A 22,521-nucleotide genomic window follows, 5' to 3' on the forward strand; every position below is an offset into this window, starting at 1 on the left:
CGGGGGTCAGCTCAACTGCCAGAGGTGGTCGGCGGTTCCGTTGTCGTCGTACTGCACCACCTGCGCGCTGTTGGCCGTGGACATCAGATCGACGCCGAGGACCTTGCCCGAGTTGCGGTTGCGGACGCGGTACCAGCCGTCACCGTTGTCGATGAACTGCCACAGATGGTCGGCGGTCCCGTTGTCGTCGAACTGCACCACCCGCGCGCTGTTGGCGGTCGACATCAGATCGACGCCCAGCACCTTGCCCGAGTTGCGGTTGCGGACCCGGTACCAGCCGTCACCGTTGTCGATGAACTGCCACAGATGGTCGGCGGTCCCGTTGTCGTCGAACTGCACCACCCGCGCGCTGTTGGCGGTCGACATCAGGTCGACGCCCAGCACCTTGCCGGAGTTGCGGTTGCGGATCTTCAGGTAGTCGCCGCCCGGGATCCAGGGGTGGCCGTCCGCCGCCGTGGTCGGGAAGGCGGAGATCCGCAGCCGGGCGGCGCCCATCGGGATCAGGGTGACGGTCTCGACGGGGGCGGTGCTGCGGGCCGGGGACACCTGCAGCGAGGTGACCACGTGCTGGCTGTCGGCCTGCCATTCGGCGATCCGCCGGGCGGGCGCGGTGATCCGGACCGGAGTGGTGTCGTGGCTGAACGGGTTGGCGGGCAGCGGCCCGGTGGCGCGGCTGAACACGGCGGTACCGGCGTCGAGGGCGAGGCCGTAGTTCCACGGGCTGGTGGCGTGCACCTCGTAGGAGGGGAACTGCGCGCTGCCCGCGTACCGCACATAGTTCTCGCCGATGCTCAGCGCGTACGTGAGCGGTCCGTGGTCGATCGCGGTGGCGCCGTGGTTTCCCGGCCAGGTACGGGTGGTGGTGGTCTGCGGGAACTGGAGGGTGACGGTGTCGCCGTCGTGCCAGGTGCGGTTGACCACCGTGAAGGCCGGTCCGGCCGGGGCGGCGACCGCGCTTCCGGCGACCGTGAGGTGCGGCGCCGCGCACCAGCCGGGGATCCGCAGATAGAGCGGGAAGGCCAGTGCGCGCGGGGTCGCCAAGCGGAACGTGACGGTGTCGCCGAAGGGGTAGTCGGTGGTCTCGGTGATGGTGACGCTGGTGCCGTCGGCGACTTTGGCGGTGACCGAACTGGGGGCGTACATCGCGGCGGCGAGACCGTGGTCGGGGGTGGCGAGCCACAGCTCCTCGGTGAAGTAGGTCCATCCCATGCCGTAGTTGTGCGGGCAGCAGCGGTACTGGTCGACGCCCGCCTGGTAGGACTGCATGGCGAAGCCGTTCTGGAACTGGCCTTGCGTCTTGGCGGTGTTGTCGAGGTCGACGCTGTTGGCGCTGGTGATGTAGTGGATCGCCTGGCCGGCCGGGTCGAGCGCGGCGGGAAGTGAGTTGAAGGCGAGGTCCTCGCAGCGGTCGGCCCAGACCGGGTCGCCGGTGATCCGGGTCAGCAGTTCGTGGCTGGCCATGAACTCCACGATGCCGCAGGTCTCGAAGCCCTGCCGGGGGTCGCCCGTGCCGGGCCTGGTGTTCTCGTCGCCGGCGAAGCCGCCGCCGGGGAACTGGCCCCAGCCGGTCATCACCGCGGTGTAGTTCTGGTAGGCGGCCTGGGTGAGGGCGGTGGACGGCGAGCGCAGCGCGTACTGGGCGGGTTCGCGGAAACCCTGGGCGATGTTGACGTTGTGCGGGGACGGCAGGTTGTCGACCCAGTTGGCCCCGTTGCTGTGGATCTTGTCGGCGAGGGACAGCAGGAAGGCGTCGCCGGTGCGGTTGTAGAGCCAGAAGACGCTGTCCAGGCCGTCGCCCCAGCGCACCGACACCCAGCTCTGGTTGAAGGCGCTCGGGCCCTGTGCGTTCATATAGCGGAAGAAGGCGGTGAGCAGCGGGATGATCCTGGTGTCGCCGCTGTACTCCTGCCAGTTGCGCAGCGCCCAGGTCAGCGGCAGGAACGGCCAGAAGTCCGGGCCGCCGCCGAGCGAGGTGCGCAAGCCGGTGGGTCCGAAGAAGCCGTCGGGCTGCGCGGTGGCCACGATGGCGTCGATCCAGCGGCGTACGGCGGCCAGCGCGGTGGCGTCGCCGGTGAGCGCGGCCAGGTCGGCGTAGCCGCGCAGCCAGTAGGGGACCTCCTCCCAGCCGGCGTTGGCGGGGTGGGTCCAGCCGCTGGTGGCGAGGTCGAGGAAGTGCGAGATCGACGCGTACTGCCCGCAGAGTCCGGCGAGTTGGCCGCGCAGTTGGCCGTCGAGCCAGCCGCGGGCGGTGACCGCGCCGGGCGGCAGCCGCAGAAAGGCGGTGGGCGCGAGCGGCGCCGCGTTGGGGGTGTAGAGACCGCCGGGGGCGGGCGCCACCCCGGCCGGCGCGGTGGCGGCGCCGGCCGCGTGGGCGGGTGCCGCCAGGGCGGCCGGAAGGCCGGTGGCGGCTCCGGTCGCGACGGCGGTGGCGACGAACTGACGACGGTTCAGGGGCATGGGAGGTGGCCTCCTGGCGCTCGGGGCATCACACCAACGTCGCTCTTCCAACGTTGGAAAGATACGGCTGCCACCCGGCATGACAACATGACCGAGCTGTCATGTCCATAGCCAGAACGAGTCCCGAGCGCGCGAATTGACGGCAGGTCGATGCCGCCTGCGGCCATGAACTGCGGCCTGACGGAAGTCGGCGCGCACCGTCTTGTCGCGCTCCGCCGGCATCTGTATAACGTTGTAAATCCGCCGCACCGGGCCCCTGCCTCGGCCCCGGCGCGCCTCTCCGCGCCCTTCGTCGCCGGCTATCGACGTCGCCGTGCCGCCCGTTCGCCGGCACGGCGCCGGACCATGTGCACACTGGGGCCGGAACCGCCGTCCCCACGCATGACCGCCGGGGGCGGGAAGAGGAAGGAAGTCCGTGGGCGTCAGCCTCAAAGACGTCGCGCTGCTGGCGGGCGTGTCCATCAAGACCGTGTCCAACGTGGTGAACAACCACCCCCATGTGACGCCCGCGACGCGGGACCGGGTGCGGCGGGCCATCGACGAGTTGGGCTACCGGCCCAATCTGACGGCCCGTCATCTGCGCAAGGGGCGGACCGGGATCATCGCGCTCGCCGTCCCCGAACTGGGCAACCCGTACTTCGCCGAGCTGGCCGGCGCGGTCATCGACGCCGCCGCGCGCCACGACTACACGGTCCTGCTCGACCACACGGCGGGCCTGCGCGAGAAGGAGGTGCTCGTCTCGCAGGGCTTCCGGGCCCATGTGATCGACGGACTGATCCTCAGCCCGATAGAGCTGGAGGCGGTGGACCTGCTCGGCCGCCGCGACGACGACGGTCCGCTGGTGCTGCTGGGCGAGCGGGAGTACGACGCGCCCTACGACCACATCGCCATCGACAACGTGGCCGCGGCCCGTACCGCCGTACGGCATCTCGCGGGACTCGGCCGGCGCCGGATCGCCTTCATCGGGGCCCGCCGTGAGGTGGCCAGACGGCCGGCCCATCTGCGACTGCGAGGCTGGCGCGAGGAGTTGGCGTCGGCCGGGCTGCCGTTCGACGAAGGGCTGGTCGCCGCCACCGACGGCTACGGCCGCTGGGACGGGGCGGCGGCGATGACGGCGCTGCTGGACCGCGGCACCGAACTCGACGCGGTCTTCGCCTACAACGACCTGATGGCGCTGGGCGCGATGCGGGCGCTGGTCGAACGGGGGCTGCGGGTGCCGCAGGACGTCTCGGTGGTCGGCTTCGACGACATCGAGGAGGGCCGGTTCTCGACGATCGCGCTCACCACCGTCTCGCCGGACAAGCAGGCCATCGCCCGGCTGGCCGTCGAGCGCGTGGTGGCCCGGCTGACCGGCACCCCGCAGGTCCGCGCGGAACGGATCCAGCCCGGCTACACGCTGGTGATACGGGAGTCGACGGCGCCGCGGCGGTGAGGGGCGCTTCGCGGACGGCGAGGTGGCGGCGCCCTTGGCGCGCGGAACCGGCGGGCTTCCGGCTTCCGGCTTCCGGCTTCCGGCTTCCGGCTTCCGGCTTCCGGCTTCCGGCTTCCGGCTTCCGGCTGCGGGATACTGCGGGCATGATCCGTAGCGCCCTCCGCCGCACCCCGCAGGTCACCGTCCGCGTCCCGTCGGGTGCCGCCGCATGACGGCCCGTCCGCTGCTCGTCGTGGACGGCGCGAACGTCGTCGGCTCGGTTCCCGACGGATGGTGGCGGGACCGGCGGGGCGCCGCCGAGCGGCTGCGGGACGCGCTGGTGCCGGTCGCGGGCGACGGCCTCCCGCCGGAAAGCGGCGCCCCTGACCGGTTTGTGGGGGTGGCGTTGGAGGTGGTGCTGGTGGTGGAGGGGGCGGCCCGCGGTGTCGCACCGCTGCTGCCCGCGGTACGGGTGGCGGCCACGGCGGGCAGCGGTGACGACCTGATCGTCGATCTCGCCGCCCGCGCCCGCGCCGCCGACGCCGACCGCCCCATCCTGGTCGTCACGGCCGACCGCGAACTGCGCCGCCGCGTCGGGGCGGTGGGCGCGTCCTCCATCGGCCCCCGCGCGGTGCCCCGCGGATAGCCGCTAGGAACGCTGGACGCCGTCTCGCAGGGAGTCGCGGCGGCGGCGCTCGGCCTCGAAGAGGTCCATGAAGCGCTGGGTGCTGGCGTCGGCTTCCGCGGCTCCCGGGGACTCGGCGGGGCCGTCGTCCTCGGTGGGGCGGCCTTGCTCCGGGAGCCGTCGGTCGGCGGCCGCCTCGGTGGGAAGCGCGTCGAGGTCCGAGGGGCGCGGACCCTCGGGTCCCTCGGGGCCGGTGCGGACCAGCCGTTCGACCCGCACGATACGGAAGTGCCGTCCGGCGACGTCGAGTTCGTCGGGCTGCTCGGCGTCGAGCCGGTCGGCGGCGCGCTTGTACGCCTCGTGCTCCGCCGCGGTGAGGTCCTGCTGCCAGGGCACCAGGACCCGTAGGTGCACGGCGAGACTTTCGCGGGCCTCGCGCGGGGTGGCGGCGGTGCCGGTGGAGTGCGGGCGCCAGCGGCGGCCTTCGCGTTCGGCGGTCATGAAGGTGGCGGGGAGCAGCAGGGTGCCGGGGTGGGTGCGTGCCGCGGTGCGGGAGTCCTCGCGCACCTGGGGCGGCACCGCCTCGCTCCGGCGGAGGGCGGTGCGGAGTTCGGCGTCCCGGATGCCCTCGGAACTGCCCGGCGGGGCCGGGTCGATGACCCATCCGGTGGCGGGGTCGGTGGCGGCGACCGGGTCGCCGCTCCGGCCGGGCCCGGGGGCCGGGTCCGGATCGGTGGCGCGCGGCGGCTCGGGGCCGTCCGGGCCCATCCGGATGAAGCGTTCGGCGCGGACCACCCGGTAGCGCGCGCCGCGGACGGTGAGTTCGTCCGCTTCGCCGTTGTCGAGCCGGTCGGCGGCGGCGAGGTACTCCGCCTGGTCCGTGGTCTGCTCCGCGGCGAGCGCGCGCAGCAGGCCGGCCAGGCTGTCGCGGGCGTCCTGCGGGGCGAGTCCGGAGAAGTAGGACTGCAGCTCCCAGCCGCCGCTCGGCAGTTGGCGGGCCACGCCGAAGACGGGGCCGCCCGCGAGCAGGGTGGAGGGGTAGCTCTTGCGCGCCTTCCACTCTTCCACGTCGGCGAGCGCGGCGACCCGGGATTCCGGCTCGGCGCCCGGCGCGGACCGGTGGGCGGAGTCGTCGCCGTGCGGGTTCATGGCTCCAGCATGCCGATGGGAACGGTCCCAGGGGAGGGGTTCCGCCAAAGGCGGCCTCTTGACAATCGCGCGGCGCTACCCGCGTCCACCGGCCCGTAGACCGCCCGGTCCCCTCCGGAGGCCGCCCCGAGGCCTTTCCACACCCGCCGCCTGCCCGGCCCGCACCGCCCAGGGCCCGGCCGACCCGGACAAAAGCACACGCCGCATCGATCAGAACCAGAAATATATACGCCGACACCGAAATCCAGAATGGCGCGATCCAGCACCCTCCCGCTCCCCCGCGAGGGGTGTCCACCCGGTCCGCGGCGGGCGGCGCGGGGCGCCCGCGGGCCGAACCGCCCGTCGGGCGGCGGGCAACGCGGGGCAACCGCGGAGAAGGCCGGGTGCGGCCCCCGCCCAAGCACGAGCCGCAACCGACGCGCCCCAGGTCAGGGGCCGGGGGGCGTGAGGAGGTGGGCGATGCCGTCGGGGGAGAGGAGGTGGTGGACGGCGAGGCGGTGGGCGCCCTCGATGCCGGCGCGGCGGCCGAGCAGGGTGGTTTCGATGGCGACCGTGCGGGTGGCCAGCGGCAGGGCGCGGCGGTAGACGGCCGCGCGGATGTCGGCGAGGAGATCGTCGTGAAGGCTCGCGATGCTGCCGCCGAGCACGATGGTGTCGGGGTTCCAGAAGCTGACCAGGGAGGCCAGGACCTCGCCGATCCGCTGGGCGGCCAGCCGCACCTGACGGCGGGCCAGCGGATCGCCCGCCGCGACGAGCCGTACGACGTCGGCCGCGTGCTCGGCGGGCAGCCCCGCCTCGCGCAGGGTGGCGGCGACGGCCGCGCCGGAGGCGACCGCCTCCACACACCCGGTGTTGCCGCAGTGGCACAGCACATGGTCGTGCCCGGGCACCGGAATGTGCCCGATGTCGCCCGCCGCGCCGGAGGCGCCACGGTGCACCACACCGCCCGAGACGATGCCGCAGCCGATTCCGGTACCCACCTTGACGTACAGCAGATGCGCGGTGGCCGGACGGTGGCCGTACTCGCCCAGCGCCATCATGTTGACGTCGTTGTCGACGAGGACGGGCGCGTCGTAGCGGCCGGCGAAGAAGCCGGGGACCCGATAGCCGTCCCAGCCGCGCATGATCGGGGGGCGGACGACCGTACCGGTGGTCGCCTCGACCGGTCCCGGGACCCCGACGCTGATGGCGCGTACGTGCTCGGCGGGGTGCCCGGCCGCGGCGAGCAGGTCGCCCAACTGCTCGTGCACACCCGTGAGTACGGCTTCCGGGCCGTCGTCGATGTCCACATCACGCGTGTTCTCGGCGAGTACGCCGCCGCCGAGCCCGGCGACCGCGACCGTGCTGTGGGTGGCGCCGAGGTCCACGGCGCACACCACAGCGGCGTGTGAGGCGAGTTGCAGGGTGAGCGGCGGCCGCCCGCGCTCGGTCGCGGCGGTGCCGGTCTCCACCAGCAGCCCCCTGTCGATCAGCAGATCGACCCGCTGGGCGACGGCCGCGCGGGACAGCCCGGTGGCGGTGGCGAGCTGGCCGCGCCGGGTGACACCGCCCGCGACCAGTCCGGCGAGTTCGCTGAGCGCGGTCAACTGCCGCTCGCCCAGGGACAGTCCCGGTCGGGTGACCGGTGAGGCCGCCGCCGGCGCCGCGGCCGGACCACCCCCTGCTGGTGCCGCCACCGCGTGCCCGCCTCTCGTCGGCCCGCCCTCGCCCACCCTGGCCGAGGCCTTATTTATGACAGAAGGTAGCGTAAATATTGCCATTGTCAACCGAAACCTGGATGGCTAGCGTTTTCTACAAGCCGAAAGGGAGGCCATTCGTGGACCGAACCACTACGGGTTCCGCGGCATCCGCAGCACCCGCTGGTCCCGCGCGACCAACGCCGCTGCGTACCGCCATCGCCGGCGCGGGCATGATCGGACGGGTCCACCTCGACGCCGTGCGCCGCTCCGGCGCGCCGGTCGTCGGCATCAGCGCCTCGTCCCCGGCCAGGGCCAGGGAAGCGGCGGCCGAACTCGGCGTGGACCGGGCCTTCGACACCTCGCGGGCGCTCGTCACCAGCGACGACGTGGACGTGGTGCACATCTGCACCCCCAACGACGCGCACGCCGAACTGGCCGAACTCGCCCTGCGGGCGGGCAAGCACGTGGTGTGCGAGAAGCCGCTCACCACCGGCGCGGCCACCGCGGACGCGCTCGCCGCGCTCGCCGCCGAGACCGGCCGGGTGACCGCGGTGCCCTTCGTCTACCGCTACCACCCGATGGCCGCCGAGGCGCGGGCCCGGGTGCTGGACGGCCGGGCCGGCGAGATCCGGCTGGTGCACGGCCACTACCTCCAGGACTGGCTCTCGCTGCCCGGCGACACCAACTGGCGGGTGGACGCGGCGGCCGGCGGTCCCTCCCGGGCCTTCGCGGACATCGGCTCGCACTGGTGCGACCTGGTGGAGTGGGTGACCGGGCACCGGATCGCCGAGGTGACGGCGGTGCGGCAGACCGTGCCGCGGGACGGCGACTGGGCCGGCGGCCGGCCCGGCACCGAGGACGTGGTGCACCTGCTGCTGCGGACCGACCGAGGAGCCACCGGGGCGGTGACGGTCTCCCAGATCTCGCCCGGCCGCAAGAACCGGCTGTGGTTCGAGGTGGACGGCAGCCGCACCGCGCTCGCCTTCGACCAGGAGAACCCCGAGTCGCTCTTCGTCGGCAGCCGGGGTGAGAACGCCGCGGTGCTGCGCGACCCGGCGACCCTCTCCCCCGCCGCGGCCCGGCTGTCGACCGTGCCCGGCGGCCACCCGATGGGCTACCTCGACTGCTTCGCCGCCTTCGTCCGCGATGTGCACGCCGCGATCAGGGCGGCCGGCACCCCGCGGGACACCGCCGACGGCGCCCCGGCCGGCGCCGAACCCGCCTTTCTGACGTTCGCCACCTTTGACGACGCCGCCCGCATGGTGCGCCTCACCGAGGCCGTACTCGACTCCGCGGCGGACCGGTCCTGGAAAGAGGTCTCCTGAGATGAAGCTGGGCTTTCTCACCGCCTGCCTTCCGCAGCTCCCGCTGGACGAGATCGCCGCGTGGGCGGCCAGGCACGACTACCAGGCACTGGAGGTGGCCACCTGGCCGTCCACCGGCTCCCGGGAGTTCGAGGCGAGCCATATCGACGTGCTGGACTTCACCGAGCGGCGGGCCGACGAGGTGCGCGGCCTCTTCGAGAAGTACGGTCTGACGCTGTCGGCGCTCGCCTACTACGAGAACAACCTGCACCCCGACCCGACCCGCAGGTCGGAGATCGCCGCCCATGTGCGGGCCAACGTCGACGCGGCGAAGCTGCTCGGTGTCGACTACGTCGGCACCTTCATCGGGCGGCACCCCGGGCTGTCGGTCAAGGAGAACCTGGCCCTGGCCGCGCGTGAGCTGCCCCCGCTGGTCGAGTACGCCGGGGAGCACGGCGTGAAGATCATCATCGAGAACTGTGTGATGGAGGGATGGCACCCGGACGGCTACCCGGGCAACCTCGCCTACTCCCCCGAGCTGTGGGAGTGGATGTTCGACCTCGGCTTCTACCTCAACTACGACCCGTCCCACCTGCTGTGGCTCGGCATCGACCCGGTGGCGGCCCTCAAGCCGTACCTCGACCGCATCCCGCACGCACAGGCCAAGGACGCGCAGCTCGACCCGCGGGCCAGGGACCGCTTCGGCTTCTTCGGCCGCACGGTGGAGCGCGCGGACGGCTGGGACAGCGGCTGGTGGCGCTACCGGGTGCCCGGTCTCGGTGACGTGGACTGGCGCCGGATCGTCGACACGCTCTACGAGGGCGGGTTCACCGGGGTGCTCTCCGTGGAGCACGAGGACCCGGTGTGGAGCGGCGACGTCGAGCGGGTCACCCAGGGTCTTGAGATCGCCCACCGCACGCTGCGCCCGCTCATCGTGGGCTGAGCCCCGGCCCGCCCCCGACCAAGCCACCGGCCCACCCCCGACCGGCCCCGGACCAGCCCCGGCCCAGCGCCGACCCCGTGCCGACCCCGTGCCGACTCAGCGCCGGCTGACAACCACCGCCGTAAGTCAAGGACTTCCAGGAGGCATCGCTTCGATGGCCACACCTCTGAGCATTCAGCTCTACACCCTCCGGGACCAGATCGCCGCCGACCGCGACGGCTCGCTGGCCCGGCTCGCCGAGATCGGCTACCGCTCGGTCGAGGCGTACGACCCCACCGCCGACCCGGCCGGATTCCGCAAGACCGTGGACGAGTTGGGGATCGGCGTCGCCGCCACGCACGCCTACGCGCTGTTCACGAAGGAGGCGGACGAGGTCTTCGAGGCGGTGGCCGCGATCGGCACCGATCTGGCGATCGTGCCGGGCGGGATCGACCACGACGAGTTCACCACCCTCGACGGGCTGCGGCGGACCGCTGACCTGCTCAACGGTTTCGCCGCCAAGGCCGCGCCGCACGGTATCAGGATCGGCTACCACAACCACTGGTGGGAGCTGGAGCCGCGCTTCGACGGCCGGCCGGCCCTTGAGGTACTGGCCGGCTTCCTGGCGCCCGGGGTGTTCCTGGAGGTCGACACCTACTGGGCCGCGGTCGGCGGCGCGGACGTCCCGGAGCTGCTGCGGGCGCTCGGCGATCGCGTACTGGCGCTGCACGTCAAGGACGGCCCGGGGGTGAAGGACGAGCCGCACACGGCGGTCGGCAAGGGCGCCATCGACGTGCCGTCGATCCTGGCGGCGGCGCCGGACGCGGTGCGGATCGTGGAGCTGGACAGTTGCGCCACCGACGTCTTCGAGGCCGTCGCCGAGAGCCACGCGTACCTGACCGCGCTGGAGGGACGGGCGTGACCGGCGGACCCGTCGGTGTGGCGCTGATCGGCGCCGGGGTGATCAGCACCCAGTATCTGACCGCGCTCTCGACCTTCCCCGACGTCCGGGTGCTGGCGGTGGGCGACCTCGACATCGAGCGGGCCCGGACGGCCGCCCGGGAGTACGGGGTGCCGGTGGCGGGCGATACGGCCTCGGTGCTGGCGCTCCCCGAGGTGGAGATCGTCGTCAACCTGACCATACCGGCGGCGCACGCCGAGGTCGCCACGGCCGCGCTCCGGGCCGGCAAGCACGTCTACGGCGAGAAGCCGCTGGCGCTGGCGCCGTCGGACGGGGCGAAGATCCTGGCCGAGGCGCAGTCGCGGGGACTGCGGGTCGGCAGCGCGCCGGACACCTTCCTGGGCGCGGGGCTCCAGTCGGCGGCGCGGGCGCTGGCCGCGGGGGCGATCGGGCAGCCGGTGAGCGTGACCGCGGTCACCCAGGGGCCCGGCCCGGAGGGGTGGCATCCGAGCCCGGAGTTCCTCTATCAGTACGGCGCCGGGCCGCTGTTCGACATCGGTCCTTACTATCTGACCGCGCTGGTCTCGCTGTTGGGCCCGGTGACGCGGGTGGCGGCGACGGCCCGGCAGGCGCGGGCCGAGCGGGTGATCGGTTCCGGGCCCAAGGCGGGCACCGCTTTCACGGTGGAAGTACCCACGCACGTCAGCGCGTTGCTGGACTTCGCGAGCGGCCCGAGCGCGTCGGCGACGTTCAGTTTCGACTCCTCCGTGCCGCGCCGGATGATCGAGATCACCGGCACGGAGGGGACGTTGTCGCTGCCCGACCCCAACACCTTCGGCGGACCGCTCCGGATCCGGGCGTTCGGCGAGGAGGAGTGGCGGGAGCTGCCGGTGACCGGCACGACCGCGGGGCGCGGCATCGGCGTCCTCGACATGGCCCGCTCGATCCGCGGCGGCACCCCGCACCGGGCGTCGGGTGAACTGGCCCAGCATGTCCTTGAGTTGATGTCCACGGTGACGGACTGCGCCGAGCACCACACGTTCGCGGACCTCGAACCCCGTGCCCCCCAGATCCCCCTCCTCCCGGCCGACTGGACGCCGGAGACGGCGACCCTGTCCTAGGCCGCGGATCGGGGCACCCGGTGGCTCGCCGGCTGCCGGCGGACTCCGAGCGGGAAAGCGGGCCGGAAACGCGACCGGCCGGCCGGGGCGTGCCCCGGCCGGCCGGTTTCCGTATCAGGTGTGCGGTGTGCGGCGCCGACCCCGTTAGGGGTAGCTCACCAACTTCTCCACGTTGTGGCTCGCGGTCACCTGCGCGCCCGAGTTGTCGATGATGTGGTTGATCGTGCCGGCGCCGCCCAGCACGGTGGTGACCATGTTGTGGAACTTCACCCCCGCCGTGGTGGGTACCTCGATGGCGTGCCCGAGCACCAGCGACGGGTTGTCGCGCAGGTAGGCGTAGACCCCGACACCCCAGGCCTCGTGCGTGGTGACCGTGTTGCCGACCTTGTAGGACGCGTAGCCGAGGTCACCGCCGGTGGTGGTCCAGCTCCCCTGGTCCGGCACGTCGTAGGGGGTCTCGCTCTGGTAGAAGTACGTGCGGCCGCCGTTGCCGTTCCAGGTGGTCTGGTACTTCTCGTAGTGCTCGACCGCCAGTCCGTACATGGTGACGTTGGCGCCGTTGACGATCAGGCCCTGCGCGGCCGGGTTGGTGTTCCAGCCCACGCCGTTGGAGTGGTCGCCGCGCCACAGCCAGAGGTCGTCGCCGATGACGTTGGCGCTGTTGACCACCAGCGTCTGGGTCGCCTTGCCGGCGATGTCGCCGCCGACGCGGAAGAACACGTCCTGGAGGACCGTGGGGTCGGTGGCGTGGCTCGCCGTCGAACCGGTCGGGCCGACCTGCATCAGCACCGCCGAGTTGGTGGTGTTGGCGCTGATCAGCAGCCCGGCGATGTCGATCCCGTCGACGTCGGCGGTGGTGATCGCGGTGGCGCCGTTGTCCGGCACGAGGGTGGCCAGGCCGAGGCCGAGGACCACCGTGTCCGGGCGGGTGATGTTGAGCGCGGTCGACAGGTGGTAGACGCCCGGCGTGACGATCAGGTTCTTGCCCGCGGCCAGCGCCCCGTTGATCGTGGTGGCGGTGTCACCGGGCTTGACGATGGAGAACTGGCTGATCGGCAGCGAGCTGCCGGCCGGGGTGCCGTTGGTCCAGTCCGGACCCTGCGCGTTGGTGCGCACCGCGGGCACGAAGACCTGCCAGTTGCCGGCGGAGTCGACGTAGATGAACGGCTTCTCCTTGGAGACCGGGCTCTGCGCGACCGTGGTGTAGGGCGGGTTGGGGAAGCTGTTGGCCGGCGCGTTGGTGTCGCCGACGAAGACCATGTTCCAGTTCTGGCCGCTCCAGCCGCCGTTCATCGCGGTGTTCTTGGTGAGGAACTGCTGCTGGGTGCCGGAGCTGATCGTCCCGGAGACCCGGGAGTTGCCGATGTAGCCGCCGCTGGACCAGTTGCCGGAGGAGCCGTGGGTGTTGTCGTACAGCAGCATCCCGCCGTGCACGTCCATCCGCCGGAACGGGTCGGCCTGCGAGACCGCCCACATGGTGCTTCCGGAGCTGGGGGTCACCGACATGTTCTCGACGTCGCGCCAGAAGTTCTGGGTGGCGTTGCCGTCACTGGTGTGGCCCGCGACGTGCACCCCGCCACCGGTGATCGACACGTCGTCGGGCGACAGGCCGAGCCCGGAGACCTGGGTGTTGTAGCCGACCGGGATGTCGACGTTGTACGTGCCCGGCCGGAACAGCAGCGCGTTGCGCTGGGTGCCGAACTCGTTGCCGACCTGGGCGTTGTAGACCGAGGTGACCTTCGACTGGATGGACGAGGCCGACATCGAGGGGTCGAAGATCGTCACGTTGGGGCCGAAGTCCGGTGTGTTGCCGGGCGGCGGGCTGGTCGGCGGTGTGGTGGTGCCGCCGCTGCCGCTGACCGTGAAGGACTGCGCGGCGCTGCCGTTGCAGGCGTACTGCTGCAACTGGACGCTGTCCGCGGTCGAGGCGGACGGCACGTCGAGGCACTTGCCGCTGTTGCGGTTGACGAAGTGGAAGGCGCCGCTGGACTCGGCGACCGGCAGCCACTGCTGGTTGCTGCCGCCGCCGTAGAGCCAGAGCTGGGTGAGCGCGCCGTCGGCGGTGGAGACGTCGGTGACGTCGAGCACCTGGGCGGGGGCGGCGGCCGCGCCGATCCGGTAGTAGCCGCTGTCGGTCGCGGTGAACTGCCAGGACTGGGCGGTGGTTCCGTTGCAGGTGTACTGCTGGACCGCGGTGCCGTTGACCGTGGTGGCGGCGCGGGCGTCCACGCACTTCCCGCTGCCGACGCCGGTGATGGTGGCCGGGGCGGTCGGGATGGTCGCGGCGCCGGCGCCCGAGGCCGAGAAGAGCGTGACACCCACGGACACCGGCAGGGCGACGGCCGCCACGATGGCGGCTATGCGTCTGCGGTGGCGCGGGCGGCGGGTGGGCGTGCCGGGCGGTGCGGATACCTGGGTCACACGTGGCTCCTGAGTCGCGTTGTGGGGTCGCGATGCGGTCTGGACGGTAGGCGCCGTCCGCCGGAGGAGTCAATACACATCAAAAAATAAGTCGTGAACTATGCAGGGCCCAGGCGCCGTCAGGCGTTGACGGTGTCGGTCACCAGCAGCGCGATGATCAGGAAGCCGATCACGATCCGGTAGATCACGAAGGAGTTGAAGGAGTGCTTGGCGACGAACCGCAGCAGCCAGGCGATGGAGGCGTAGGCGACCACGAAGGAGACCAGGGTGCCGACGGCGAGCGCGGGCAGGCCGACGCCCCCGCTGGTGGCGTCCTTCAGCTCGTAGAGCCCGGCGCCGGTGAGGGCGGGCAGGCCGAGGAAGAACGACAGGCGGGTGGCGGCCATCCGGTCCAGGTCGCGGATGAGCGCGGAGGAGATGGTGGCGCCGGAGCGGGAGAAGCCGGGGAAGAGCAGGGCGAGGATCTGCGAGCAGCCCACCACCATCGCGTCGGCGAAGGTCACCTGGTCCTCGCCGCGCTTGAAGCGCGCCATCTGTTCCGCGCACCACATGACGACGCTGCCGCCGATGAGTGAGAAGGCGACCACCCACAGTGAGCCGAGCGGCCCGTCGATGAGCGGTTTGGCGGCCAGGCCGACGATCACGATGGGGATGGTGGAGTAGATCACCCACCAGGTGAATTTGTAGTCGTGGTTGACCCGCTCCCTCTTGTCCAGCAGTCCGCGCACCCAGGCGCCGACAAACCGGGTGATGTCCTTGAAGAAGTAGACGAAGACGGCGGCGATCGCGCCCACCTGGATGACCGCGGTGAAGCCCACCACGGCGTCGTTGTCGACCGGGATGTTCATCAGGCCCTCGGTCAACTTGAGGTGGCCGGTGGAGGAGACCGGCAGGAACTCGGTCACTCCTTCCACTATGCCGAGAATGACGGCCTGGCCGACGCCGATGACACTCATGGGTGGTCCCGTCCCCTGGTCTTTCCGGTGGTGTGTCGCGCCCTCGCGGTGGGGGCCGGACGGGCCGGACATGCCCGGTGGCATGCCCGGCCCGCTCCGACTACATACGCGTAGACGCCCGGGTCGACTCTAGAGGATGCGCGGCCCTGTCCCTAAGCCGGGGCCGGGCGACCGGTCGGCAGGCCGACCTGCGGCCGGCCGGGACCGGGCCGGATCAGGCGATCGAGAAGTCGTCGCCGTACACCGCGCTCTGCCCGTACCAGCCGTGCAGGTACACGGTCACGGTACCGCCGGCACCGGTCGTGAAGGGTACCGTGAGCTTGGTCCAGGCGGTGCCGGAGGTCCAGCTGCTGGCGGTGGCGCCGCCGCTGACCCCGACGTAGGAGTAGGGGCCCTGCACCCAGGCGGTGAGGGTGTAGGCGTGGTTGGCCTGGAGCGCCACCGACTGGTCGCACTCGCCGGTCTGCGACGAGGACGGCACGACGTGCAGCGCGTGGGTCCCGGCGTGGACCGGGGTGCTGACCACGCCGCCGCCGGACTGGCAGGTCCAGGGGCTGAGGCCGCCGGTCTCGAAGCCGCCGTTGACGATGCTGCCGGACGGGGTGCCGCCACCGCCGGTGACGGTCAGCGTGTAGGCGGCCGCGTGGGAGCCGGAGGCGGCCGAGCCGTTCACGGTGAGGGTGTAGGTGCCGGGGGCGGCGGCCGTGGTGGTGGCGACCGACAGCGTGGCGGTGCCGCCCGCGGTGACCGAGCCGGGGCTGACCGAGGCGGTGACACCGGCCGGGGCGCCGCTCACCGAGAGGCTGACCGACTGGGCGGCGCCGGAGGCGACGGCGGTGTGGACGGTGGAGGTGGCGGAGCCGCCGGGCGCGACCGACCCGGAGGACGGCGAGAGCGACACCGAGAAGTCGTTGGTGGGCGGGGTGGTGGTGCCGCCGCCGCTGAACGGCTCGAAGGTGTGGCTGAACTGCCAGGTGCTCTGCGCGGTGCCGGAGCAGGAGTCGGACCCGCCGGTGCCGTTGCAGTTGCCGTTGTCCCGCTGGAGCGCCCAGAAGGACAGGGTGTTGATGCCCTTGCCGACCGCCCAGTTGTAGACGGTGGTGGCGTTGGCGGTGGTGAAGGTCTCGGCGGCGCCGAAGTCGTCGATGCCGGGCATCTCGGTGACGCCGACCATGTTCCAGAGCTGCGCGTCGGTCTTCGACGGGTAGAGCGTGGCGAGCTGGTCGTGCAGGCCCTGCGCCGCGGTCTGGGTGTCGGTGGCCATGTTGTGGGTGGCGCCGTCGTAGTAGTCGAACGTCATGATGTTGACGACATTGAGGTTGACGCCGTTGGAGACCGCGTTCTGGATGACGGCCAGACCGCTGCCGGAGCCGACGGCGCCGCCTTCGAGCCCGTGCGTGGTGGTCGGCAGGGTGTACGAGAACTGGAGCGGCCGGCCGTTCGCCGCCGCCCAGTCCTGCACCTGCTTGACCGCCTTGTTGCGGCGGTCGATGCCGGCCGCGTTGGTCAGCGAGTTGTCCTCGATGTCCAGGTCGATCCGGCTGACGTCGTAAGTGGTGATGACCTTCTCGTAGGCGGCGGCGATGGAGCTGACAGTGGTGCAGCTGTCGGCTATCTCGGTGCCGCTGTCGTCGGCCGCGTAACCGCCGAAGGAGGGGATGACGTCGCCGCCGCCGGCCTGGATGGTGTCGATGTCGGCGCCGAAGTTGGCCTGGCTGATCGGCAGACCGGTGTCGCCGTTCCAGTAGGGCGTGCACGAGCCGACCGACGGGGTCTGGATGAAGGCCATCGTCAGGTATTTGTTGCCCGACGCGGAGGCGAGTCCGGAGAGGCTGTCCCCGTTGTACGCCTCGAAGTACGGCGCGGCGACGTGGGTGGGCAGCGCGGTGGCCGCCTGCGCGGCGCCGGCGCCGGTCAGCGCGAGGCCGGCCGAGGCGGCGACGGTGACGAGGCCGGTGACCAGGGCGCGGGGACGCGCCCATCCGCGGGTACGGGCGGTCGGGGCCGTCGGGGCGGTGGAGGCGGGTCTGCGAACGGGTCCGGTCATGGACCGCGCTCCCTTCAACGGTGGGGGGACCACATTTGGTCTGGACCAATATGGTGGTCTGGACCCGCCAACTGTCAAGGGCCCTAACAGATAACGGGGTTCGGCCGCACACCGGCAGCGGTGATCACCGCCGCGCCGGGGAGGACGCGACGGTGACCGGTCGGGGTGGATCAGGACAGCCGGGAGGCCACCGCCAGCGCCGGCACGAACCGCGCCGCGTCCAGGGTGCCGACACCGGTCGCCATGTCGTAGCCCTTGACCGCCTTGTAGCCCGTCACGCCGTCGTAGGAGTTGTCGGTCCCGTCCTTGACGTCGACGATCCCGGTGAGCCGGCCGTCCCCGCGGCCGAGCGCGTACAGCGCCTCGTGGATGTCACCCACCCGGTGCCCGGCGAGCTGGTCGGCCAGCGCGACGACGCCGGCGAAGAGCGGGCTCGCCTCGCTGGTGCCGCCGTAGACGTCCCAGCCGACCGCGGTCGGGTCGTAGCTCGAATACACCCAGGCGCCGCCGTCGACCGCCGCGGTCATCGAGATGTCCGGGGTGCCGCGCCGGTCTCCGACGACGTTCTTCACCCCGTTCTGGTAGGCGGGCCGGGGGAAGACGTGGGACTGGCCGCCACCGCCGGCCCCGTAGTCGTTGTAGACGCTGTCCGGCGCGGTGCGGTCGCCCGCGTCGGTCAGATGGAGCTGCGTACCGCCGATCGAGGTGACCAGCGGATCGGCCGACGGCCAGGAGTTCACCGGGTAGGGGTAGTCGGTGGCGCCGTCCTCCATCGCGTCGGTCGCCCCGCCGTCACCGGAGGAGGCCAGCACCGTGACACCGCGGCGCTGAGCGTCCTGGAAGGCGTAGCGCAGCTTCTGGATACTGGCGAAGTCGCCGCTGCCGAAGCCGGGGAAGGTGTTCTCGGTGGCGCCGAAGCTCTGCGTGATCACATCGCCCACGCCGTGGTCGATCAGGTACTTCTCGGCGTCCATCATCTCCGGCAGCCCGGTGACGCCCTCGGTCTCGGCGACACCGGTCTCCACCAGCACGAGATGCGCGTCCGGCGCCACCGCGTGGGCCATCTCCACGTCGAGTGTGCTCTCGCCGGCCCAGCCGGTGTGGTCCGGGTCGGTCGGGTCGAAGGGCGGTACTTCGCCCCACTTCACCACGTCCACATGGGTGCTGGCGAGACCGAACTGCTTGCTGTAGACGTCCAGGTCGTGCTGGATCGTCGGCGAGCCGAAGGAGTCCACGATCACGATCGTGCGGCCCTTGCCGGTGACGCCCGCCTGGTAGAGCGGCTTCAGGTCGTACGCCTGCCGGTACTGGAGGGGCGTGTAGCAGTTGATGCCCCAGGTGGTCTGGCACTGCGCGCTGCTCAGCGGGCGGTCGGCGCCGTGGATCAGGCGGTGTCCGGAGACGGCCGGCACCGGCTTGACCACCGGTCCCGCGGGTGCCGCCGGTGCCGCGGCGACCGCTCCGGTGACGGGGGCGGCGATCAGGGCGGCGGCGGTCAGGGCGGCGGCGGTCAGGGCGGTGGCCCCTGCCGCGGCGACCACGGCGCGCGGCCGCGGACGAGGTGTGCGCATGGACTCTCCTTGTATGGAGCTCTCCTCGTGCGGTGGACGACCGCACGGAGCGGCTGACCGATCACATCGATAGATGGTGCCCGGGACAAGGGAGTACGACGTTTGCTGAGGCGTGCTTTACCCGATCGGCGGATCCTTTGCCCTTTCCTGGCCGTTCGCATGACCATCCGGCCGGCCCGCACCCCACGGCCGGACGGCGGAGCTGACGGGGCGGACGACGGGCCGGACGGCGGGACGGACATCCCGTCAGGGGGCTACGAGACGATGTCCTTGGTGCGGAAGCCGCGGAACGCCAGCGCGGTCAGCACCAGTGCGTAGGAGACGGACACCGAGGCGCCCTGGATCATGCCGGTCCACTCCATCGACGGCTGGACCGCGTCGAGCCAGGAGAACTGCCAGTGCGCGGGCAGGATGTCCCGCCACCGGCCGAGCGCGGTCACCGCGTCCAGCACATTGCCCACGATGGTCAGCCCGACCGCCCCGCCCACCGCGCCCAGCGGCGCGTCGGTGACGGTGGAGAGCCAGAACGCCAGCGCGGCGGTGACCAGTTGGCTGACGAAGAGGTACGCCACCACGACCGCGATCCGGGGCAGCGTACTGCCCGCGCCCAGCGCTCCCCCGGTGGGCAGTTCCAGGTCGCCCCAGCCGTACGCGACGGTGCCGGCCAGCAGCGCGACCGCGGGCAGCAGCACGAGGGCGACCGCGCTGAAGCCGAGCGCCACGGTGAGTTTCACCGCCAGCAGCCGGGCCCGCGGCACCGGCGCCGCCAGCAGATAGCGCAGGCTGGACCAGCCGGCCTCCGAGGCCACCGTGTCCCCGCAGAAGAGCGCGACCGGCACCACCAGGACGAAGCCGGCCGAGACGAACAGGCAGGTCGCGGCGAAGTTGGCGCCCGACGCGGTGGCCGTATCGATCAGTGTCGGGCCGTTGCGCCCGCCGCCGTCCGGGGTGCCGCCGATCGCGAAGGCCGCCATCAGGATGAAGGGGAGCGCGGTGAGCAGCGCCCCCACGATGATCGTGCGCCGCCTGCGCACCTGCCGGCGGGCCTCCACCCGCAGCCGCAGCGTACGTCCTGGGCGGTAGCCGGGCGCGGTCGCCGACGTACGCGGCTCGGCGGTGGCGGGTACGGGTGGCACCGGCGCGGTCGCGCTCATGCCGAACCTCCGATCAGGGTCAGGAAGGCGTCCTCCAGCCGGCGGTGCGGCCCGATCCGGTCCACCGGCACCTCCAGCCGGACCAGTTCGGCCACCAGCCGCGGCGCGGTCATCCCGTCGAGCACCGCGAGCAGGCCGTCCTCCGCACGGACCGCGTTCGCCACGCCGGGCAGCGCGGCCACCGCGTCCACCACGCGCTGCGAGACCCCGCCGGCCACCCCGACCAGCACGGTGTCGGCGGAGCCGACGATCTCGGCCACCGGGCCCGAGGTGATCAGCCGCCCCCGGTCCATCACCACCAGATGCGTACAGCTCTGTTCGACCTCGGCCAGCAGATGGCTGGAGACGATCACGGTACGGCCGGCCGCGGCGTACCGGATCAGCACCTCGCGCATCTCGCGGATCTGCGGCGGGTCCAGGCCGTTGGTGGGTTCGTCGAGGATCAGCAGATCGGGCAGGCCCAGCATCGCCTGGGCGATGGCGAGCCGCTGCCGCATGCCCTGGGAGTAGGTGCGCACCGCGCGGTCCAGCGCGTCGCCGAGTCCGGCGATCGCCAGCGCCTCGGCCAGGTGCGCGTCCTGTTCGGGACGGCCGGTGGCCTGCCAGTAGAGGTCGAGATTGGCCCGGCCGGTGAGGTGCGGCAGGAAGCCGGCCCCCTCCACGAAGGCCCCGACCCGGGACAGCACGGGCGCGCCGGGACGGACCGCCTCGCCGAAGATCCGGATCTCGCCCTCGTCCGGGGTGATCAGACCCATCAGCATCCGCAGCGTGGTGGTCTTGCCCGCGCCGTTGGGCCCGAGCAGGCCGAGCACCTGGCCGGCTTCGACCTGGAAGGACAGCTCGCGCACGGCGTAGCGGTCGGCGGATTTGGCGTACCGCTTGCTGAGTCCGGAGATCCGCAGCGGTACCGAAGCGAGCGCCGGTTGCGCCGGCCCGGGCCGGCCGCGGCGGCGGCCGGTGAGCAGCAGCGCCGCCGCGACGAGCAGCGCGGCCGGCGGCAGCGCCCACACCCACCAGGGCAGCGGCGCGCCGGCGGCGCGCAGTCCGGTGTCGGTGGGCAGCGTCAGGCCGGCGCCGGCCGGCGCGATGGTGAGGACGGCGGGCGCGGCCGGGGAGGCGTAGCCGAGATCGGTGGTGGACAGCACGACCCGGAGCCGGTGCCCCGCGGCGAAGTCGTGGTCCACGGCCGGCAGTCGCAGCGTCACGGTGCTGCCGCGTGGCGGGCCGGCCACCCGGACGGGGGCGGCGAGCGCGGACGGCAGCGTCTCCTTGCCGTTCGGGGCGACGTCGTAGAGCTTGGCGAAGAGCACCGCGTCAGGCGCGGTGGTGGTGACCTTCACGGTGATCGACGGCGCGCCGGTGAGGGTGACGCCATGGGTGAGGCGGGCGGACCCGAAGGACGCGAACTGGCCGGGGAAGTCCATCGACAGACCGGCGCCGAGGCCGGCGAGGTCGCTGAGGCCGCCGACGCCCGGCACCGCGGAGATGGCCGGCGGGTCGCCGCCGGCCGGGTTGACGACGCGCTGCTCGCCGCCGGTCAGCGGGATACGGCGGGTGGCGCCGCCGTCAAGACCGGGGTAGGCGCTGCCGGCCGCGCCGCGCAGCACCACGGTGCCGTCGGTGGAGTTCAGGCCGCCGGTGCGGGTGACGCGGAAGGCGGGGCCGGTGGAGACGCCGGTGTCGCCCTTGAGGTAGTGGTCGAACCAGGCGGTGACCCGGCGGTCGATCCGGCCGTCCTCGGTGTCGCCGCCGTCGTGGCCGCCGGCGATCCAGTCCACCGCCACCGGGGCGCCATTGGCCTTGATGGCCTTGGCCATCGCGTCGGACTGGTCGAGGGTGAAGAGCGAGTCGGTCTGCCCCTGGACGATCAGCGCGGGCACCTTGACACGGTCGGCGACCGCGGCGGGGCTGAGCGCGGCGAGCTGTGCGCGGGCCGCGGCGTCCGGTGTGCCGCTCTGGGCGACCCGCTGGTATAGCGCGCACAGGTCGGGCTCGAACCGGCCGCAGAGCGGGTCGCCACCGGTGGGCGGCGCCGCGGCGCGGGCACCGGTCCGGGCGCTGGGCGAGGTCGGGGTGGCTGTGCCGTTACCGGGCGCGCCGAGGGGCGCGGCGCCGCTGGAGAAGAAGATGCCGGCCCACAGCTTCTTGTAGACGTCGTTCGGGAAGAGCGCGTCGGCGAGGTTCCAGTACGTCTCGCGGGGCGCGATGGCGTCCACCCGGTGGTCGTAACCGGCCGCCAGCAGGGAGATGGCGCCACCGTAGGAGACGCCGGAGATCCCGACCCGCGGGTCGCCGGGCGCGTCGAGGCGCACCTCGGGGCGGGTGGCGAGCCAGTCGATCAGCTTGCTGACGTCGGCGACCTCGCCGCCGGGGGCGTTGAGCCCGATCCGGCCGCCGGAGCGGCCGAAGCCGCGGGCCGACCAGGTGAGGACCGCGTAGCCGTGGCGGGCGAGGTCCTCGGCCTGGCCGCGGACGTCGTCCTTGCTGCCGCCGAAGCCATGGCCGAGCAGGACGGCCGGGCGGCGTCCCGCGCCGCCGGCGGTGAAGTAGGAGGTGTCGAGCGGCACGCCGCCGGCGCCGCTCAGCATGGCGTCGGTGCGGTGCACCCCCGATCCATCGGCCGCCCCGGCCCCGCCGACCGCGACCGAGCCCGCCACCAACAGGGCGAGCGCCCCCGCTGCGGCCAACCACCGCCTGCGCCGCGGCCATCGAAGATCCATCCCCCGATCCTAGGCGCGCGACCGGTGTTCCTCCGGCAGTGGCGGGGTTTCCCCGGATTCTCACAGGCGGGGTAGGGGTCACG

15 protein-coding genes are annotated in these 22,521 nt (G+C 72.5%); 6 read left to right on the forward strand and 9 right to left on the reverse strand.

The window, feature by feature from the left end; translation table 11 throughout:
* Positions 1-6: 6 nt before the first annotated feature.
* Positions 7-2,457: a beta-L-arabinofuranosidase domain-containing protein gene (locus OG519_RS04405; RefSeq protein ID WP_405578907.1), complete on the reverse strand. Its 2,451-nt coding sequence runs from the start codon at positions 2,455-2,457 to the stop codon at positions 7-9.
* Between the two features lie 415 nt (positions 2,458-2,872).
* Between OG519_RS04405 and OG519_RS04410 the strand changes: the two genes are divergently transcribed.
* Complete coding sequence (locus tag OG519_RS04410; RefSeq protein WP_405578909.1) at positions 2,873-3,889, forward strand: LacI family DNA-binding transcriptional regulator; 1,017 nt, start codon at positions 2,873-2,875, stop codon at positions 3,887-3,889.
* A 208-nt stretch (positions 3,890-4,097) separates the two neighbouring features.
* The gene (locus OG519_RS04415; protein ID WP_405578911.1) at positions 4,098-4,514 is read left to right on the forward strand and encodes an NTP pyrophosphohydrolase; all 417 of its coding nucleotides are present in this window, start codon (positions 4,098-4,100) and stop codon (positions 4,512-4,514) included.
* Positions 4,515-4,517: 3 nt separating this feature from the next.
* Here OG519_RS04415 and OG519_RS04420 read toward each other — a convergent pair whose 3' ends face one another.
* A complete protein-coding gene (locus tag OG519_RS04420) occupies positions 4,518-5,642 on the reverse strand; it encodes a DUF5954 family protein (protein ID WP_405578913.1) in 1,125 nt (374 codons plus the stop codon).
* 428 nt (positions 5,643-6,070) lie between these two features.
* On the reverse strand, positions 6,071-7,318 hold the full coding sequence (locus tag OG519_RS04425; protein ID WP_405578916.1) for an ROK family protein: 1,248 nt from the start codon (positions 7,316-7,318) through the stop codon (positions 6,071-6,073).
* A 140-nt stretch (positions 7,319-7,458) separates the two neighbouring features.
* Here OG519_RS04425 and OG519_RS04430 point away from each other — a divergent pair, with 140 nt between their 5' ends.
* The 4 genes from OG519_RS04430 (at position 7,459) to OG519_RS04445 (ending at position 11,569) form a co-directional block, all read left to right on the forward strand.
* Positions 7,459-8,646 carry a Gfo/Idh/MocA family protein gene (locus OG519_RS04430; protein WP_405578918.1) on the forward strand — a complete coding sequence of 396 codons (1,188 nt, stop codon included), beginning with the start codon at positions 7,459-7,461 and terminating at the stop codon, positions 8,644-8,646.
* 1 nt (position 8,647) lies between these two features.
* Positions 8,648-9,568, forward strand: coding sequence for a sugar phosphate isomerase/epimerase family protein (locus OG519_RS04435; RefSeq protein WP_405578920.1), 921 nt, complete (start codon positions 8,648-8,650; stop codon positions 9,566-9,568).
* A gap of 154 nt (positions 9,569-9,722) precedes the next feature.
* Positions 9,723-10,469: a sugar phosphate isomerase/epimerase family protein gene (locus OG519_RS04440; protein WP_405578922.1), complete on the forward strand. Its 747-nt coding sequence runs from the start codon at positions 9,723-9,725 to the stop codon at positions 10,467-10,469.
* Positions 10,466-11,569 (forward strand): Gfo/Idh/MocA family protein, encoded by a 1,104-nt coding sequence (locus OG519_RS04445; protein WP_405578924.1) that lies wholly within the window; start codon positions 10,466-10,468, stop codon positions 11,567-11,569. The genes OG519_RS04440 and OG519_RS04445 overlap by 4 nt, the downstream gene beginning before the upstream one ends.
* A gap of 144 nt (positions 11,570-11,713) precedes the next feature.
* Here the strand turns inward: OG519_RS04445 and OG519_RS04450 are convergent, their stop codons facing one another.
* The 6 genes from OG519_RS04450 to OG519_RS04475 form a co-directional block, all read right to left on the reverse strand.
* Positions 11,714-13,990 carry an RICIN domain-containing protein gene (locus tag OG519_RS04450; protein WP_405578926.1) on the reverse strand — a complete coding sequence of 759 codons (2,277 nt, stop codon included), beginning with the start codon at positions 13,988-13,990 and terminating at the stop codon, positions 11,714-11,716.
* A gap of 119 nt (positions 13,991-14,109) precedes the next feature.
* Entirely contained in the window at positions 14,110-14,946 is an 837-nt protein-coding gene (locus tag OG519_RS04455; RefSeq protein WP_405578927.1) for an undecaprenyl-diphosphate phosphatase, read from the reverse strand.
* Between the two features lie 214 nt (positions 14,947-15,160).
* Positions 15,161-16,993 carry a carbohydrate binding domain-containing protein gene (locus tag OG519_RS04460; protein WP_405578930.1) on the reverse strand — a complete coding sequence of 611 codons (1,833 nt, stop codon included), beginning with the start codon at positions 16,991-16,993 and terminating at the stop codon, positions 15,161-15,163.
* A 170-nt stretch (positions 16,994-17,163) separates the two neighbouring features.
* On the reverse strand, positions 17,164-18,564 hold the full coding sequence (locus tag OG519_RS04465; protein WP_405578932.1) for a S8 family serine peptidase: 1,401 nt from the start codon (positions 18,562-18,564) through the stop codon (positions 17,164-17,166).
* Positions 18,565-18,818: 254 nt separating this feature from the next.
* A complete protein-coding gene (locus OG519_RS04470; protein ID WP_405578934.1) occupies positions 18,819-19,718 on the reverse strand; it encodes an ABC transporter permease in 900 nt (299 codons plus the stop codon).
* On the reverse strand, positions 19,715-22,438 hold the full coding sequence (locus tag OG519_RS04475; RefSeq protein ID WP_405578936.1) for an alpha/beta fold hydrolase: 2,724 nt from the start codon (positions 22,436-22,438) through the stop codon (positions 19,715-19,717). Before OG519_RS04475 ends, OG519_RS04470 begins: the two co-directional genes overlap by 4 nt.
* Positions 22,439-22,521 lie beyond the last annotated feature (83 nt).

The organism is Streptomyces sp. NBC_01190 (assembly GCF_045039895.1).
In the GTDB taxonomy this organism is placed as follows: Bacteria; Actinomycetota; Actinomycetes; order Streptomycetales; family Streptomycetaceae; genus Actinacidiphila.

What these genes read in the sequence shown, in the direction of transcription:
- OG519_RS04405 (WP_405578907.1), bottom strand. Translation starts at nt 2,457, where the DNA reads ATGCCCCTGAACCGTCGTCAGTTCGTCGCCACCGCCGTCGCGACCGGA.
- OG519_RS04415 (WP_405578911.1), top strand. Translation starts at nt 4,098, where the DNA reads ATGACGGCCCGTCCGCTGCTCGTCGTGGACGGCGCGAACGTCGTCGGC.
- OG519_RS04420 (WP_405578913.1), bottom strand. Translation starts at nt 5,642, where the DNA reads ATGAACCCGCACGGCGACGACTCCGCCCACCGGTCCGCGCCGGGCGCC.
- OG519_RS04435 (WP_405578920.1), top strand. Translation starts at nt 8,648, where the DNA reads ATGAAGCTGGGCTTTCTCACCGCCTGCCTTCCGCAGCTCCCGCTGGAC.
- OG519_RS04440 (WP_405578922.1), top strand. Translation starts at nt 9,723, where the DNA reads ATGGCCACACCTCTGAGCATTCAGCTCTACACCCTCCGGGACCAGATC.
- OG519_RS04455 (WP_405578927.1), bottom strand. Translation starts at nt 14,946, where the DNA reads ATGAGTGTCATCGGCGTCGGCCAGGCCGTCATTCTCGGCATAGTGGAA.
- OG519_RS04460 (WP_405578930.1), bottom strand. Translation starts at nt 16,993, where the DNA reads ATGACCGGACCCGTTCGCAGACCCGCCTCCACCGCCCCGACGGCCCCG.
- OG519_RS04465 (WP_405578932.1), bottom strand. Translation starts at nt 18,564, where the DNA reads ATGCGCACACCTCGTCCGCGGCCGCGCGCCGTGGTCGCCGCGGCAGGG.
- OG519_RS04470 (WP_405578934.1), bottom strand. Translation starts at nt 19,718, where the DNA reads ATGAGCGCGACCGCGCCGGTGCCACCCGTACCCGCCACCGCCGAGCCG.
- OG519_RS04475 (WP_405578936.1), bottom strand. Translation starts at nt 22,438, where the DNA reads ATGGATCTTCGATGGCCGCGGCGCAGGCGGTGGTTGGCCGCAGCGGGG.